This window comes from Methylobacterium phyllosphaerae, assembly GCF_001936175.1.
In the GTDB taxonomy this organism is placed as follows: Bacteria; Pseudomonadota; Alphaproteobacteria; order Rhizobiales; family Beijerinckiaceae; genus Methylobacterium; species Methylobacterium fujisawaense.
Genome location: NZ_CP015367.1, coordinates 1,410,563 through 1,424,357, shown reverse-complemented (window position 1 = coordinate 1,424,357; position 13,795 = coordinate 1,410,563). Strand labels below are relative to the sequence as shown.

Genomic DNA, 13,795 nt, shown 5'->3' with positions numbered 1-13,795 from the left:
CCCGTCGGTGTAAATGCCGCCTGCTCGGGCGGAGAGGCCGATCAACAGATTTGCCCGCTCGTTCCATTTCACGGCGCGCGTGATTACGGGTCAAGCCGGTCTCGCCGAGGACGGCCACCCGGCTTCCGCGGCCGGCGAAACGGGCTCTACGCCTCCGGGACATCTGGATTGTCGTTGGCGGCCGCTTCGGCATCGCGCCGCGCCGCGATCTCCGTGCCGATTTCCATCAGCAGCAGCCGGGACAGGAGCTGCATCGTCGACGTGCCGTGTAGGGCCAGGAGTTGATGGGCCGCGATGGCCGTCTCCACCATGCGGTCAAAACCGTCTTCGTCGGACATGGCGGGGCGGTAACCTGGTTGAATGCCGAGCATACAACTTAAAGGTATGGATCGAGTTCGATCGCCCGCGCAGAAACAGGAGGCCCCATGATCCCGCCCGGCCAAGCCGACGTTCTGCTGAGGAGATTGGCCGAGGCACTCGAAAGTCCGGTCGAGATCTTCTTCCAGGAATCCGGCTCCGAAGCCGGAGGCGCGTCCGGATCGGACTGCGACCCGATGCCGACCCTGGAGCTGCTCCGCCTGTGGCATGCCTTGCGGGAGCCGCGGAGCCGGCAACGGGTCCTGGCGGCCGCTCGTCAGCAGGCCCGGAACCTGCGCGCGACCGGCGCGACGGACGCGGCGGCCGGCTGATCGAAGCCCGGCCGCGCAGCCGCCTTCAGAGGCTGCGGCGGCCGGGTCGCGCGTGCGCTGTCAATGGCTCGCGGACGGGGGCGCGGGTACGGCCGCGAAGGTCAGGACCGTCGCGGGGAGGGCGGGCGCCGCCGGTGCGGCCGGCTTGTCCTGCGGATCCGGCTTGTCCTGCTTTGCCATGCGCTTGTCGCGCTTCTCGTAGAAGGCATTGCCCCCGGCGACGGCCACGTAGTGCATGTTGGTGTAGGGGAACCGGTGGCCGGCGGTGTGGAAATACATCGCCTTCCCGACCTTCGGGTGGCGCTCGCCGGCCAGGACGGCATCGGCGGCATCGGCAACCTTCAGCAGGTCCTTCTCCTGCATCGGCTTGGTGAGCACGCCCGGCGCGAACTGTCCCGGCTGGCCGACAACCGCGCAGATGCCCCCCGGGAAGACCGCATTCTCGAGCCGGTTCATGACCACCGTCCCGACGGCGACCAGCCCGTCGCTGTCGCTCCGGTTCGATTCGAAATACATGGCGCGGCCGAGACAATCGCGCTCGGCATCGCTGACGACCATCGGCGGCTTGCGGTCGGGGATCGACCCCGTCGTGAGAACCGGCGAAGCGGTGTTGCAGGCCCCCAGGCCCCCGGCTACCGCCAGGACAATCAGTGCAGGACCGACCTTCGTCCTCTCGCTACCCTGCATGCATGTGCGCTCCGTGCTCCCCCCAGCCTGCCGCGTCGGGCGGTGTTCCGCTCCGACCGGGCGAAGGCCAAGCTTGACGGCACGTTCGCGGCGAGGATGTGGCGAGGGCGTTCCCGCCTCGGGGCCGGCCCTGAACCCGGGCCTCAGTGCTGGCCCTGGCCGGCGGCCAGGATGGTCACGCCCACGGCGATCACCGCGATGCCCGCCAGCATCGTCGGGTTGATCGCCTCGCCGTACAGCCACGCGCCGCCGAGCGCCGCGCCGATCATGCCGATCCCCGACCAGATCGCGTAGACGACGCCGATCGGCAGCAGGTCCATGCTGGTCGACATCAGCCACAGGGCGGTCCCGTATCCGAGGGCCACGATCACCGTCGGTCCCGGACGCGTGAAGCCTTCGGCGGCCTTCAGCGCCAGGGTGGCGGTGACCTCAGCGCCGATGGCGAGCCCGAGGATCAGGAACGGATTCATGGCACGGCGAACTTTCGGGCTGCACAGGCTGCGTGAATCGGGCGGTCGAGGCGTGTAGAACCTGTTTGGAATCGGACGCCCGAGCAGACGGAGGAGCGCAGGGCCGGCCCAAGTCTGCTTCGAATCGGCCGCAGGACATCGGCGGCCGCCGCCCGACACAAGGCCACTGATCCATGAACATTTCCGAACCAGCGTCCCGGACCTTCGTGGGCGCTGAGCCAGGCGCACCGCGCCCGGTTCTGCGGCCGGGCGTGGGCCGATTGGGGCTTTCGTTAAGCCCTCCTGCGCATGGTGGCTGCGCGCCGGCCCACCGCCGCGATGGCGGCCGCGCGACAGCGACGATCCAGAGCGACACAGACCCAGCATGACCGCGTCCTTGGCGATCCCGGACTCTCCGGCCCGCACGCGCCGGGGCCGCCGCTGGGGCGTGATCGCGGCGGCGGGCGGCGCCGCCGTTCTGGGTTGCGCCTGGACCGCCGCCGCGCTGATCAACGTCCCCGACCCCGTCACCCTGACGGCCCTCGCGGTCATCGAGCCGTCGTCGGTGGGCACGTGGTTCCCGAGCCGGATCGTCCAGGCCCCCGCGCGGGCGAGCGATCTGCCGGCCCGGCCGCGCCCGATCCTCGACCGCGTCCCCTGGAAGGGGAAGACCGTCCCGCTGATGGATGTGCTGGCGGCGACCCACACCAACGCCTTCCTGGTGGTGCAGGACGGGGTGCTGATCCACGAATGGCAGCGCGCGGGAACCGGACCGGAGACGCTGTTTCCCTCGTGGTCGGTGGCGAAGTCCATCGTCTCGCTGCTGGTCGGCGCCGCGGTGGCGCGGGGCCAGCTCGCCGAGACCGACCGGGTCTCCGCCCTCCTGCCCGAATTGAAGAACGGCGCGGTGTTCGGTCAGATCACCGTGCGCAACCTCCTCGACATGGCGAGCGGGATCGCGGTGCCGGAGAACTACGATCCCCGGCATCCCCTGACCGGTACCGCGGGGATGTACCTGACGCGCGACATCACGGCCTTCGTGCGCGACAACGCGCATCTGGCGTTCAAGCCCGGAAGCAAGGGCCGCTACCGCAGCATCGACACAGAGCTGCTCGGCCTGATCCTCGCCCGGGTCGAGGGCAAGCCCCTGGCCGACATCCTCTCGGAGCGGATCTGGAAGCCGATGGGTGCCCAGGCCGACGCCACCTGGAACCTCGACCGGCCCGGCGGCGTCGAGAAGGCGTTCTGCTGCATCAACGCGACAGCCCGCGACTTCGCCCGCCTCGGCCTGCTGGTGGCCGACCAGGGCCGGCTGAACGCCAACCGCATCGTCCCGGCCCGCTGGATCGAGCGGATCATGACGCCGGCCCGGCGCGACGTCGACGGCTGGCAGTACTCGGCCCAGTGGTGGCACGCCCCGGGGGGCGAGGACGACGACATCTCGGCGATCGGCGTCTACGGCCAGTACATCTACGTGAACCGCGAGACCGGCACGGTGATCGTCAAGCTCAGCGATCACGGCGCCGAGCAGGACGAGATCGACACGCTCGCGGTGATGCAGACCATCGCGGCCGATCTCGCCGCCGGTCGCCCCCCCGTTTCACGCAAGGATCCCTGAGCGGGGCGCCGCGGCCAAGGCTTCGACCGAGAAGGCTTCCACCGAGAAGGCTTCGGCCAACAAGGCTCCGGTCGAGGCCCGGTCAGGCCTCGGTCGGTCCGCCCCCCCGCACGGAGGACTGCTGGGTGAGCGGGCTCAGCGGCGTCAGACCCCGTGCCCGCCAGTTGCGCAGGAGACGCCATCCGACCCGCCGCCACGCGATCGACGGGACCGGCGAGGCCGGATCGACGAGGGCGCTGAGAGCCCGCGTGTAGTCGAGCACGAGGCCCGGGGTCCAGGTCATCGACCGCGCCCCGTTGCGCAGGAAGGCCGCCGCCCAGAATTCCGGCGTGGTCAGCGCCGCGGCGAGCTGCCGCCAGGGATGACCGCCGCGGCTGAACGCGCCCTCGACCGCGATGTCCAAGGCCTGGGCCACCGTGGTGGAGCAGTTGCGACTGATGAAATTGTAGGTGGTGTCGGCGCTGTAGTACGCCCAGAACGCCCGCAACCGGGCGGCGTCGATGCCGTTGAGCGTCACCGCCACCGTCGCCGGGCACCAATCCGCCACCTCCGCCTCGTGGGAGGGCAGAAAGCGTCCGGGCACGTCGTTCTCGGGGCCGGCCCGCAGGCTCGACCGCAGGTTGGCAGGCGAACGGTCGATCTCCACCGCGGGATAGTGGCTGATGTAGAGGTCGTCGCCCTGCTGCAGGGCGGCGTGGCCGGTGGAGAACCGCCCCGCCTTGTCGACGGAGGCGACGTAGCGCCGGATCAGCCGCTGGCCGGCGGGGGTCGTCGCCTGCCCGGTGGGGGTCCAGACATAGACCGTCAGGCTGCCGGGCTCGGCGTTGCCGACGGAGGCGGCCGGCTCGGCTGTGCCCAGGCGCCGGGTGCGCAGCCCGGCCAGCGCGAGGTTGGCCCCGTTCAGGATCAGGAACATCCCGATGCAGTAGCCCACCGTGCCGGCATACCAGGTCGGCCAGGGCTGGAGATGGAACAGGCCGAAGGCGATGCTGAGGCCGCCCAGGGCCACCGACATCCGCCAGCCGGAAAACTTCAGCAGGCTCGCGATCGTGATCCGGACCACGCCGTCCACCGTGAAGGCGATGCCGAAGATCATGGCGAGCAGGAAGGTGCTGTGCCGGGTGGCCATCATGATCAGCACCGCCATCACCGACAGCAGCACGCCCTTGAACAGGCGCAGCCGGCGGGCGGCGCCGAGCGCGGACAGGCCGGCGGCGAGGGAACTCACGCCCTCCGCCAGCAGGATCAGGCCGAACCACCGGTCCGGAACGTGGAGCGCCCCGTCCAGGGAATCGATCGCCACGAGGATGCCGAGCGACGACCACAGCAGGCCCGTGGCGACGATCAGGTGCCAGTGGCGGCGGACCGCGGCCCGCCCGACGAGGAGCATCCAGAGGGGCGCCATCCGGCCGCCGGCGGCGTCCGCGCCGCCCGGTCCGGGCGCGTCGAGCGCCGAGAGCGCACGCGGGATGGAGGTCGAACACGGTCCGGACATAGGGGTCGCCCTCGAAAGCGCGCGTCAACGAGCCTCTCGCACAGATCCCGCCATGCCGTCACGGCCGGAGCGAGGCTCCCGACACGCACGAGGTCTGAGGAGCGCGCGAGGCGCACGATCGAGACGACGATCCACAACTTGCCTGAGGACTTTGTTAATCGCGGCCTCGCACGGGCGCCCCCGCGCCCCCGCGCCGGTCGCGGATGGCCGGGACGACGACCGTGCCGCCGCCTCGCCCGCGCCTCCCGCGGCCCGGCGGCATCCCGGATTGTCCCACGTCTCCGCGACTGATTCGGCCGCTGACAGCCTGTCATCGCGCGACCATTCGCAGTCATCGGCCGCAGGCCGCCGCAGCAAACGCCGCCACTGCGCAATATTTGCGAAGCCTCCCGAGATGGCAACCTCATGTTGCCTCGCAAGAACAGAATGTGTTCAAAGCACATCTTAAGATAAACCGTAGACAAATCGCACAGTTTTTGTATTGTTACGCGCCAATCTTGGCAGACTCGAAGCAATTCGGCGCATGATCGGGCGGTAAATCACGATTAAGAGTTCGGATTTGTCGGTGCGCTGATGCTCAAGCTTCGTTTCTACGCACTGGTGGATACATGAATACGATCGAATTGAACGAAAAGGCCTCAGATCTGAACACAGATCTGATCAAGTGCACGGCTTCACTGGTTGCGGCTTACGTGTCCCGGAACGCGGTGGGGGTGGGGGACCTGCCGGTTCTGATCGATCAGGTGCATACGGCCATAACGGTCCTGCAGGGGAGCGCCTCGGGATCCGGTGCGGGCTGGACCGGCCCGACCGCCGCACAGATCGAATCCTCGATCCAGCAGGATGGCCTGATCAGCTTCATCGACGGCCGGTCCTACAAGACCCTGAAGCGCCACCTGACCGCGCACGGCCTGACGCCCGAGCGCTACCGGGCCAAGTACGGCCTGCCGGCCGACTACCCGATGGTCGCCCCGGGTTACGCCGCCAAGCGCTCGGAGATCGCCAAGGCGATCCAGCTGGGCCACAAGGCGGCCTGAGCGAAACCCGGTCCGCACCGCCCCTCGACGCCCCATCCGGGCGCCGAGACGGGTGCCGAGACGGGCGGGCGCGGATCCGGGCTGCGGGCCGGCGCGGCAGGATTGCCCCGTGGGGGCCCGCCGCGCGCGGGCGCGGCTCAGACCCGGGCGACGGCCAGGGTCCCGTCATCGATGGGAACGAAGCGGACGCCCGCCCGGCGCAACGCATCGACCGCGTGCAGGCGGGACCGGCTCCCCCGATGCTCGCTGTCGTCCTCCAGGCGCCGCACCGTGGAATGCGACAGGCCGCTCGCCTGGGCGAGATCCATCATCGACCAGTCGAGCAGGGCCCGGGCGGCGCGCAGATGGTGCCCGGTGACGGAGTGCTCCAGGCCCTCGTGCGCGCCGACCGGCACGGGGGCATGGCTGCGGACAGGGTACTTGAGGCCGCCACGCCCGAGATAGGTCCCGTCCAGGTCCCAGATCGGCATCGTGAGAATCCGGAAATGCCAGAGCTCGCCGTTGGCGAGACGCTCGTGGGCCGTGCCCTGGAAGAACGCCCGCCGCTCGATCCGCTCCGCGGCCGCCGCCTGGAAGGCGCTCCGCTCCTCCGGAACGATCAGGAGATACGGATCGGCGCAGATCTCCTCGAGGGGGAGGCCGTGGACCTGGGCGACCGCGAACGGGATTTCGCGGATGCGATCGAGGCCCATCGAGAAGGTCGTGATGTGCTCCGTGAGATAGAGCGCGCCCTGGCGCCGCCGCTCCTCCTGCCGCAGGCGCGCCAGCTGCTCCCGGTCGCTCACGTCGAGCGCCGTGCCGTTGAGGGCGACGGGGCGCCCCTCCGTCGAGAACCGGATCTCCATCGTCAGCGACAGGGTGCGAACCGTGCCGTTCGGCCGGATCACCCGCACGATGACCTCGCGCGGGACATGCCCCTGCCGGATATCGGTCAGCGCCGGCATCAGGTGCCGATCCTCCGGGTGGATCAGACTGAGCAGCAGGTCATAGCGCGCCTTCGCGGCATTCGGCACCAGACCGAGCAACCGGTAGAATCCCGGAGACCAGATCTGCTCCCCACCCGCGAAGACCCAGCTCCACGCACCGCTCATCCCACGACTTTCCGTGAGAGTCAGGAACTCTCCCGAAGAAAATGTCAGAGCGCTTAAAGCAGTATGGAACATCTCAGCACCGCGCGGACCATATCATCGTTCCACACATCCGAACAAGGAATTTTTATTGCAATTAATTCATAATTGAGCTCTATGTTCAAGCAATAATGTAAAATGTTTTGCGGAATCTATTTTACAATACAGCATTCCTATCCAATCCGACCCAGATCATCGTGATGCAGCCCATGACCTGCGGGCTTGCGCCTGCCACGCTCCGCTACACGGACATCCCGCCTGCGGAACCCTCATCCGCCCCCGCGGCGCGCCGCCTGAACCGCATCGCGACCGGCTCTCGATCAGTGCACCCGCAAAAGTTGGCACCGTGTCTCGCTCACGCATGTTTCAAAACAATGATCATCCGCGATAACATTGGATCTATTCCGAGCAAGAGGCTTGTCAACGCCATATTTCCCCGAGCTATTCACTGGATATTGGATAAATCGCGATCCATATTCGTAACGAAGATATTTTAATACGCCGGGCCACAAGACGATTTCATAAATATTACGGAGCAAATATTTATTCTCATCACCTCGCGCCGGCGGCCATGGTCGCGTGTTCAATCGGTCGCCGGTCCGCATGGAGGGGCGCGGATCCGGGATCCGGCGCGGCCGCGCCGGCGGACGGTTGACAGGTCGGGCCGAACAATGCGGGGAGGTGGGCCGCACACCGGGAGGAACCGCATGAGGGTCGCCTGCATCGGCGAGTGCATGGTCGAGCTGTCCGAACGCCCGGACGGGACCCTCGTCCAGGGCTTCGGCGGCGACACGCTGAACACCGCGCTCTATCTCGCGCGTCTCGGCGTCAGGGTCGATTACGTGACGGCGCTGGGCGACGATGTCTGGAGCGACGCGATGGCGGCAGCCTGGGGCCGCGAGGGCATCGGCCTCGACCGGGTCAGGCGGCTGCCGGGCCGGATGCCGGGGCTCTACATCATCCGCACGGATGCCGCGGGCGAGCGCAGCTTCCACTACTGGCGTGATCGCGCCGCGGCCCGGGACCTCTTCACCGGGCCCGGCGCCGCCGAGACCGAGGCGGCACTGGCCGGCTACGACCTCGTCTACCTGTCCGGCATCAGCCTCTCGCTCTACGGCGAGACCGGGCGCGCCACCCTGTTCGGGACGCTGGCGCGCCTGCGGGACCGAGGCGGTCGGGTGGCCTTCGACACCAATTACCGGCCCCGCGGCTGGCCCGACCACGACGAGGCCCGGGCGGCCTTCCGCGCGGCCCTGGCGCTGGCCGACCTGATCTTCGCCTCGGCGGAGGATCTGGACTGGCTCTTCGGCGCGGCGGGGGCGGACGAGGTGCTGCGCCATCGCGGTCGGGCCGAGATCGTGCTCAAGGCCTCCAGCGGATCCGGGCCCGTCGCCCGGGTGCTGCACGGGGCGGCCGACACCGCCGTGCCGGCCGGGCCGGCGGTGCGGGTCGTCGACACCACGGCCGCGGGCGACAGTTTCGCGGCCGGCTATCTCGCCGCGCGCATCGCCGGGCTGGCACCGGAGGCCGCCGCCGGCGAGGCCCATCGCCTCGCCGGGGCGGTGATCGGGCATCGCGGCGCCGTGATTCCCCGGGACGCGATGCCGGCACCCGCCGTCCGGCAGCCCGCTTCGGACGCCTGAGGGTCGCCGGGACCGGGGGCCGCCCTTGAGGCGGACAGGCGCAACCGCTACCTCTGCTCCCGGGGGACGATCCCCGCAGCTTCATCGCCGCGCGTGGTGCGGCCGAGAGGGCACCCGTGGCGCCGAGTCCCCCGCCGATTCCCCCGCCGATCCAGATTCCCGAGCCCGACGCAGCCGCGGGCGGCGGCGCCCCGAAGACGCGGGTCAGCGCGCGCGGCCGGCTGCGCACCTACTTCCTCACCGGGATCATCGTCGCCGGCCCCCTCGCCATCACCGCCTACATCACGTGGTGGTTCATCGCGCTGATCGATTCGTTCGTGAAGCCGCTGGTGCCGGCGAGCTACCTGCCGGACCATTACCTGCCGTTCTCGATCCCGGGCCTCGGCCTCGTGATCGCCTTCCTGGCGGTCACGCTGCTCGGCTTCCTCACGGCCAACCTCGTCGGCCGTTCGGTGATCGAGTTCGGCGAGGTCCTGCTGGCGCGGACGCCGGTGATCTCCGGCCTCTACAAGGGCCTGCGGCAGATCTTCGAGACCCTGTTCTCGGCCAACGGCACGTCGTTCCGCACGGTGGGGCTGGTGGAGTTCCCCGTGAAGGGCACATGGTCCGTGGTCTTCCTGTCGGCTCCCGCCGGCCACGAGGTCGAGGGCGCGCTGCGCGCCCGGGGCGCCCCCGCCGACGAACTCGTCGGCGTCTTCCTGCCCTGCGCCCCCAATCCGACCACGGGCTTCTTCTTCTACCTGCCCCGCGCCGAGGTGGTGGAACTCGCCATCAGCGTCGACGACGCCGCCAAGCTGGTGATGTCGGCCGGGGTGATCCAGCCCGAGGATCCGCAGGGGCGCCTCAACGCCATGGCGGCGACCCTGCGGACGGCCCAGCAGGCCGGCGGAACGGTGTCGCGTCGGGAGCCGCAGGACGCGTGAGGCCGCGCTTCCGGGCCAGGCCCGCTTCGGGCGCGGCGCCCGCCCGGCTCCGAGACCGACCCGTCAACGCGCGCAACACGGCGACCCGGTCGCGGCCGCCCGCGCGGCGTGACGCGCCGCCGGATTGCGTCGTCTCCCTCGGAAAGCCCCTGAAGGCGGGGCCGATGCCGCCTGCAGGGCGGACGAAAAAGGCCGGCCCGCACAGGTGCGGACCGGCCTGGAATGCCTTGGAAATCCCGTCCGTTCCGCGGCGGCTCAGCGCTGCAGCGAAGCCGTCTGCGGAGCGATGGTCGGCGGGGTCGCCTGCGCGACCGTCACGGCGCTGCGGGGGGGCGTCGGCCCCCAGCCGGCGGCGCATTGGAGCGTGAGGGCGAGACCCAGCGCGATGCACAGCCCGTTGGCGGCCAGCCAGAAGGGGCGGGCGGCCCGCCGCACGGCGGCCTGCAACTCGTCCGCGGTCTTGCCGGCCGCCTCGGCGGCGCGATCCGAGATCGGCAGCAGCCAGGGCTCGGTCGGCAGGGCTTGGATACCGGCCATCTCGTGGGAGCCCGGCAGGTTTTGGAACAGTCCGTTCGACATGTCCGTCCTCCAGATTCGTCCGTGATGTCCCGGCTTACCGGGCCATTCGTTCATCTCCAGTTAAGGGAAGAATATGGCTGATGCAAGATCGCGAGGCCTGTCCGGAGCCTGCCGGGCCGCCGCCAAGACGCGGCCAAGCTTCCGCCTAATCCCAACAAGTTCTTGATAAGATTGGTCTTTCCCGAGAGCCTGTGACATTGCGGCATCGGCCTCCCGGCTTGGCCGAGCGAGGGCGATTCCCGCCCCCACCGTTCAGGAACACCGGACTTTCCTGAACGAAACCGTTCATCCGGCGCCGATCAAGCGGATCGCAGCCTCGCGCTCGAACAGGTAGAGCAGCACCCGCAGCGCCTGCCCGCGGGGGCTCTTCAGTCCGGGGTCGCGCTCGACGATCATGCGGGCATCGTCGCGGGCGGCTTCCAGCAGGGCGGCATCGCTCTCCAGGCGGGCGAGCCGGAACGCGGCCATGCCGGATTGCCGGGTGCCCAGCACTTCCCCCTCGCCGCGGAGCTTCAGGTCGGCCTCGGCGATGCGGAACCCGTCCTCGCTCGCGCGCATCATCTCGAGCCGGGCCCGCGACACCTGCCCGAGCGGGCCCCGGTAGAGCAGCAGGCAGGACGAGGCCTTCGAGCCGCGCCCGACCCGGCCGCGGAGCTGGTGCAGCTGCGCCAGCCCGAACCGCTCCGCGTGCTCGATCACCATGATGGTCGCCTCGGGCACGTCGACGCCCACCTCCACCACGGTGGTCGAGACGAGGAGCTTGGTCTCCCCGGCGGCGAACCGGGCCATGGCGGCATCCTTCTCGGGGCCGGGCATCTTGCCGTGGATCAGCCCGACCGCATCGCCGAAATGCTGCCGCAGGTCGTCGAAGCGCTCGGCCGCGGCGGCAAGGTCGACGAACTCCGATTCCTCCACCAGCGGGCAGATCCAATAGACCCGCTCGCCACCCGCGATGGCCCGGGCGAGGCCGGCCACCACCTCGTCGATCCGCTCGGTGGGCAGGGTGATCGTGCGGATCGGCTGGCGGCCGGCGGGCTTCTCGTCGAGGATCGAGACGTCCATGTCGCCGAAGAAGGTCAGCGCCAGGGTGCGGGGGATCGGCGTCGCGGTCATGACCAGGAAGTCCACCGCCTCGCCCTTGGCGCCCAGCGCGAGGCGCTGATGGACGCCGAACCGGTGCTGCTCGTCCACCACCGCGAGGCCGAGATCGCGGAAGGTGACCGCCTCCTGGAACAGGGCATGGGTGCCGACCAGGATGTCGATCTCGCCCGCGGCGAGGGCGGCGAGCGTGCTCTTGCGCTCCGCGGCGCGGTCGCGGCCGGTCATCAGGCGCAGGCGCAGACCGCCGGCCAGGGGCTTGAGCCGCTCGAAATGCTGCCGGGCGAGGATCTCGGTGGGGGCCATCAGGGCGGCCTGACGGCCGGCCTCCACCGCCGAGGCCATGGCCAGCAGCGCCACCGCGGTCTTGCCGGAGCCGACATCGCCCTGGAGCAGGCGCAGCATCCGGCGGGGCGCGGCGAGATCGGCGCGGATCTCCGCCACCGCGCGCGCCTGGGCGCCGGTCAGCGCGAAGGGGAGGGCGGCCTCGATGCGGGCGCTCAGGGCGCCGTCGCCGGCATTGACCCGGCCGGCCTTTCGCCGCTGGCGGGCGCGCAGGAGGGCGAGCGCGAGCTGCGAGGCCAGGAGTTCATCGTAGGCCAGCCGCTTCCGGGACGGGGTCGCGGGCGGCGGCTGGAGCGGATCCTCGGCCTTCGGGGGCGCCTCCTCGGGGCGGTGCTCGAGGCGGAGCGCATCCGCGAAGGCCGGCAGGCGGTTCTTCTCCAGCCAGGCCGGGTCCTGCCATTCCGGCAGGACCGGCAGCCGGTCGAGGGCCGCCACCGCGAGCTTGTTGATCGCCCGCGAGGTCAGCCCCTCCGTGGCGCCGTAGACCGGCTCGACGGCGGGCAGCTCGGCCAGTCCCGCCTCGTCCACGATCCGGGACGGGTGGACCATCTGGCGGGTGCCGTCCCAGAGGTCGATCCGGCCGGTGATGTAGCGGTGCGCCCCGAGCGGCAGCATCTTCTCCACCCGGGCGCGGGGCATGCCGAAGAAGACCAGGGAGATGTCGCCGGTGGCATCCTCCACCAGAACCCGGTGCGGGCGCCGGCCCGAACCGATCTGGGCCGGCCGGTGCGCCACCACGGTGACGCCGATCGTCACCGGCTCGCCGACGGGCGCGTCGCTGATCGAGCCCATGAGCTTCCGCGCCACGCCGCCCTGGGGCAGGTGGAACAGCAGGTCCACGACCCGGGCCTCGCGCTCGGGGGTGCCGAGCAGCTTCTCGATGAGGGGCGCCATCTTCGGGCCGATGCCCGGCAGGGCGCGGGCCGGCGCGAACAGGGCGTCGAGAATGCTCGGGCGCAGGGCGGGTGCGTCGGCCGATGCGGCGGGACGCGCACGGGCGACCTCGCCCTCGGACGACTCGGCCGCGTCGGGGTCCTTCAAGGCCGGGTCCTGAGTCGCGCGTGCATCTGTCATGGCGGTTCGGCGGACATGGTGCCGGAGGCGCCTTATCATCCGGTGCATCCCGGCGCGCCAGTGCGGCCGATGAAGACCGAGCCCAGAGACCGATCCCATGGCCAGCGACTTCCTGCCGGGCTTCGACCGGCACCGGATCGAGACCGCACCGGGCGTGACGATCCATGCCCGGTCGGCCGGCTCGGGCCCGCCGGTGCTGCTGCTGCACGGCCATCCGCAGACCCTCTCCACGTGGCTCCACGTCGCCCCGCAACTCGCGGAGCGCCACAGCGTGGTGGCGATGGACCTGCGCGGCTACGGGGATTCGTCGAAGCCCCCGGGCGGGGACCGGCATACCAATTACGCCAAGCGCGCCATGGCGGCCGACGCGGTCGCGGTGATGCGGGCGCTCGGCCACGACCGCTTCGCCGTGGTCGGGCACGACCGGGGCGGGCGCGTCGCCCACCGCCTCGCCCTGGACCATCCCGCCGCGGTCGAGCGGATCGCCCTGTTCGACATCGCGCCGACCGCGACCATGTACGCGCGCACCGACAAGGATTTCGCCACCCGGTACTTCTGGTGGTTCTTCTTCATCCAGCCCCATCCCCTGCCGGAGACGCTGATCGGGGCCGATCCGGAATACTTCCTCCGCCACCACGTCGAGGGCCAGTCCAAGACGCCCGGCTCCACCCCGCCGGACCTCTTCGCCGAGTATCTGCGCTGCTACGCCGACCCCGCCTGCCGCCACGCGATCTGCGAGGATTACCGGGCGGCGGCCGGGATCGACCTGGAGCACGACGCCGCCGATGCGGAGGCGCGCGTCGCGGCGCCCCTGTTGGCGCTCTGGGGCGCGAAGGGCGTCGTCGGCCAGACCTACGACGTGCTGGCGACCTGGCGCGAGAAGGCCACCACCGTCTCGGGCCGGGCGCTGGATTGCGGCCACACCCTCCAGGAGGAGCGGCCGGACGCGGTCGTCTCGGAGCTGATGGCGTTCCTGGGCTGACGGCGATCAGCCGCCCGGAGCAGATCGACCGCGAGGTGGGCCGACAGGG

Annotated in this window: 13 protein-coding genes; 6 read left to right on the top strand and 7 right to left on the bottom strand. The window is 70.3% G+C overall.

Features of this window, described 5'->3' with window-relative positions:
* Nucleotides 1–146 precede the first annotated feature (146 nt).
* A complete protein-coding gene (locus MCBMB27_RS06190; RefSeq protein ID WP_043357287.1) occupies nt 147–338 on the bottom strand; it encodes a hypothetical protein in 192 nt (63 codons plus the stop codon).
* Between the two features lie 87 nt (nt 339–425).
* Between MCBMB27_RS06190 and MCBMB27_RS06185 the strand changes: the two genes are divergently transcribed.
* The gene (locus MCBMB27_RS06185; RefSeq protein WP_075380072.1) at nt 426–689 is read left to right on the top strand and encodes a hypothetical protein; all 264 of its coding nucleotides are present in this window, start codon (nt 426–428) and stop codon (nt 687–689) included.
* Between the two features lie 60 nt (nt 690–749).
* On the opposite strand, the gene MCBMB27_RS06180 is transcribed toward MCBMB27_RS06185, so the two are convergent.
* Entirely contained in the window at nt 750–1,376 is a 627-nt protein-coding gene (locus MCBMB27_RS06180; RefSeq protein ID WP_051045108.1) for a cell wall hydrolase, read from the bottom strand.
* 143 nt (nt 1,377–1,519) lie between these two features.
* Nucleotides 1,520–1,846 carry a DMT family transporter gene (locus tag MCBMB27_RS06175; protein WP_043357283.1) on the bottom strand — a complete coding sequence of 109 codons (327 nt, stop codon included), beginning with the start codon at nt 1,844–1,846 and terminating at the stop codon, nt 1,520–1,522.
* Between the two features lie 364 nt (nt 1,847–2,210).
* Between MCBMB27_RS06175 and MCBMB27_RS06170 the strand changes: the two genes are divergently transcribed.
* Nucleotides 2,211–3,443, top strand: a complete 1,233-nt coding sequence (locus MCBMB27_RS06170; RefSeq protein WP_075380071.1) for a serine hydrolase domain-containing protein — start codon at nt 2,211–2,213, stop codon at nt 3,441–3,443.
* An 82-nt stretch (nt 3,444–3,525) separates the two neighbouring features.
* On the opposite strand, the gene MCBMB27_RS06165 is transcribed toward MCBMB27_RS06170, so the two are convergent.
* Complete coding sequence (locus MCBMB27_RS06165) at nt 3,526–4,938, bottom strand: DUF4105 domain-containing protein (RefSeq protein ID WP_043357293.1); 1,413 nt, start codon at nt 4,936–4,938, stop codon at nt 3,526–3,528.
* 608 nt (nt 4,939–5,546) lie between these two features.
* Between MCBMB27_RS06165 and MCBMB27_RS06160 the strand changes: the two genes are divergently transcribed.
* Nucleotides 5,547–5,975: a Ros/MucR family transcriptional regulator gene (locus tag MCBMB27_RS06160; RefSeq protein WP_043357295.1), complete on the top strand. Its 429-nt coding sequence runs from the start codon at nt 5,547–5,549 to the stop codon at nt 5,973–5,975.
* 137 nt (nt 5,976–6,112) lie between these two features.
* On the opposite strand, the gene MCBMB27_RS06155 is transcribed toward MCBMB27_RS06160, so the two are convergent.
* Nucleotides 6,113–7,066, bottom strand: a complete 954-nt coding sequence (locus tag MCBMB27_RS06155) for a PAS domain-containing protein (protein ID WP_236952919.1) — start codon at nt 7,064–7,066, stop codon at nt 6,113–6,115.
* 743 nt (nt 7,067–7,809) lie between these two features.
* On the opposite strand from MCBMB27_RS06155, the gene MCBMB27_RS06150 reads away from it, so the two are divergent.
* Together MCBMB27_RS06150 and MCBMB27_RS06145 are read left to right on the top strand one after the other, a co-directional pair.
* A complete protein-coding gene (locus MCBMB27_RS06150; RefSeq protein ID WP_075380069.1) occupies nt 7,810–8,745 on the top strand; it encodes a sugar kinase in 936 nt (311 codons plus the stop codon).
* A 116-nt stretch (nt 8,746–8,861) separates the two neighbouring features.
* Nucleotides 8,862–9,668, top strand: coding sequence for a DUF502 domain-containing protein (locus MCBMB27_RS06145; protein ID WP_374701387.1), 807 nt, complete (start codon nt 8,862–8,864; stop codon nt 9,666–9,668).
* Between the two features lie 255 nt (nt 9,669–9,923).
* On the opposite strand, the gene MCBMB27_RS06140 is transcribed toward MCBMB27_RS06145, so the two are convergent.
* Together MCBMB27_RS06140 and recG are read right to left on the bottom strand one after the other, a co-directional pair.
* On the bottom strand, nt 9,924–10,247 hold the full coding sequence (locus MCBMB27_RS06140) for a hypothetical protein (protein ID WP_043357302.1): 324 nt from the start codon (nt 10,245–10,247) through the stop codon (nt 9,924–9,926).
* 285 nt (nt 10,248–10,532) lie between these two features.
* On the bottom strand, nt 10,533–12,764 hold the full coding sequence (gene recG, locus MCBMB27_RS06135) for an ATP-dependent DNA helicase RecG (RefSeq protein ID WP_170861803.1): 2,232 nt from the start codon (nt 12,762–12,764) through the stop codon (nt 10,533–10,535).
* A gap of 97 nt (nt 12,765–12,861) precedes the next feature.
* Between recG and MCBMB27_RS06130 the strand changes: the two genes are divergently transcribed.
* On the top strand, nt 12,862–13,746 hold the full coding sequence (locus MCBMB27_RS06130) for an alpha/beta fold hydrolase (RefSeq protein ID WP_043756819.1): 885 nt from the start codon (nt 12,862–12,864) through the stop codon (nt 13,744–13,746).
* Nucleotides 13,747–13,795 lie beyond the last annotated feature (49 nt).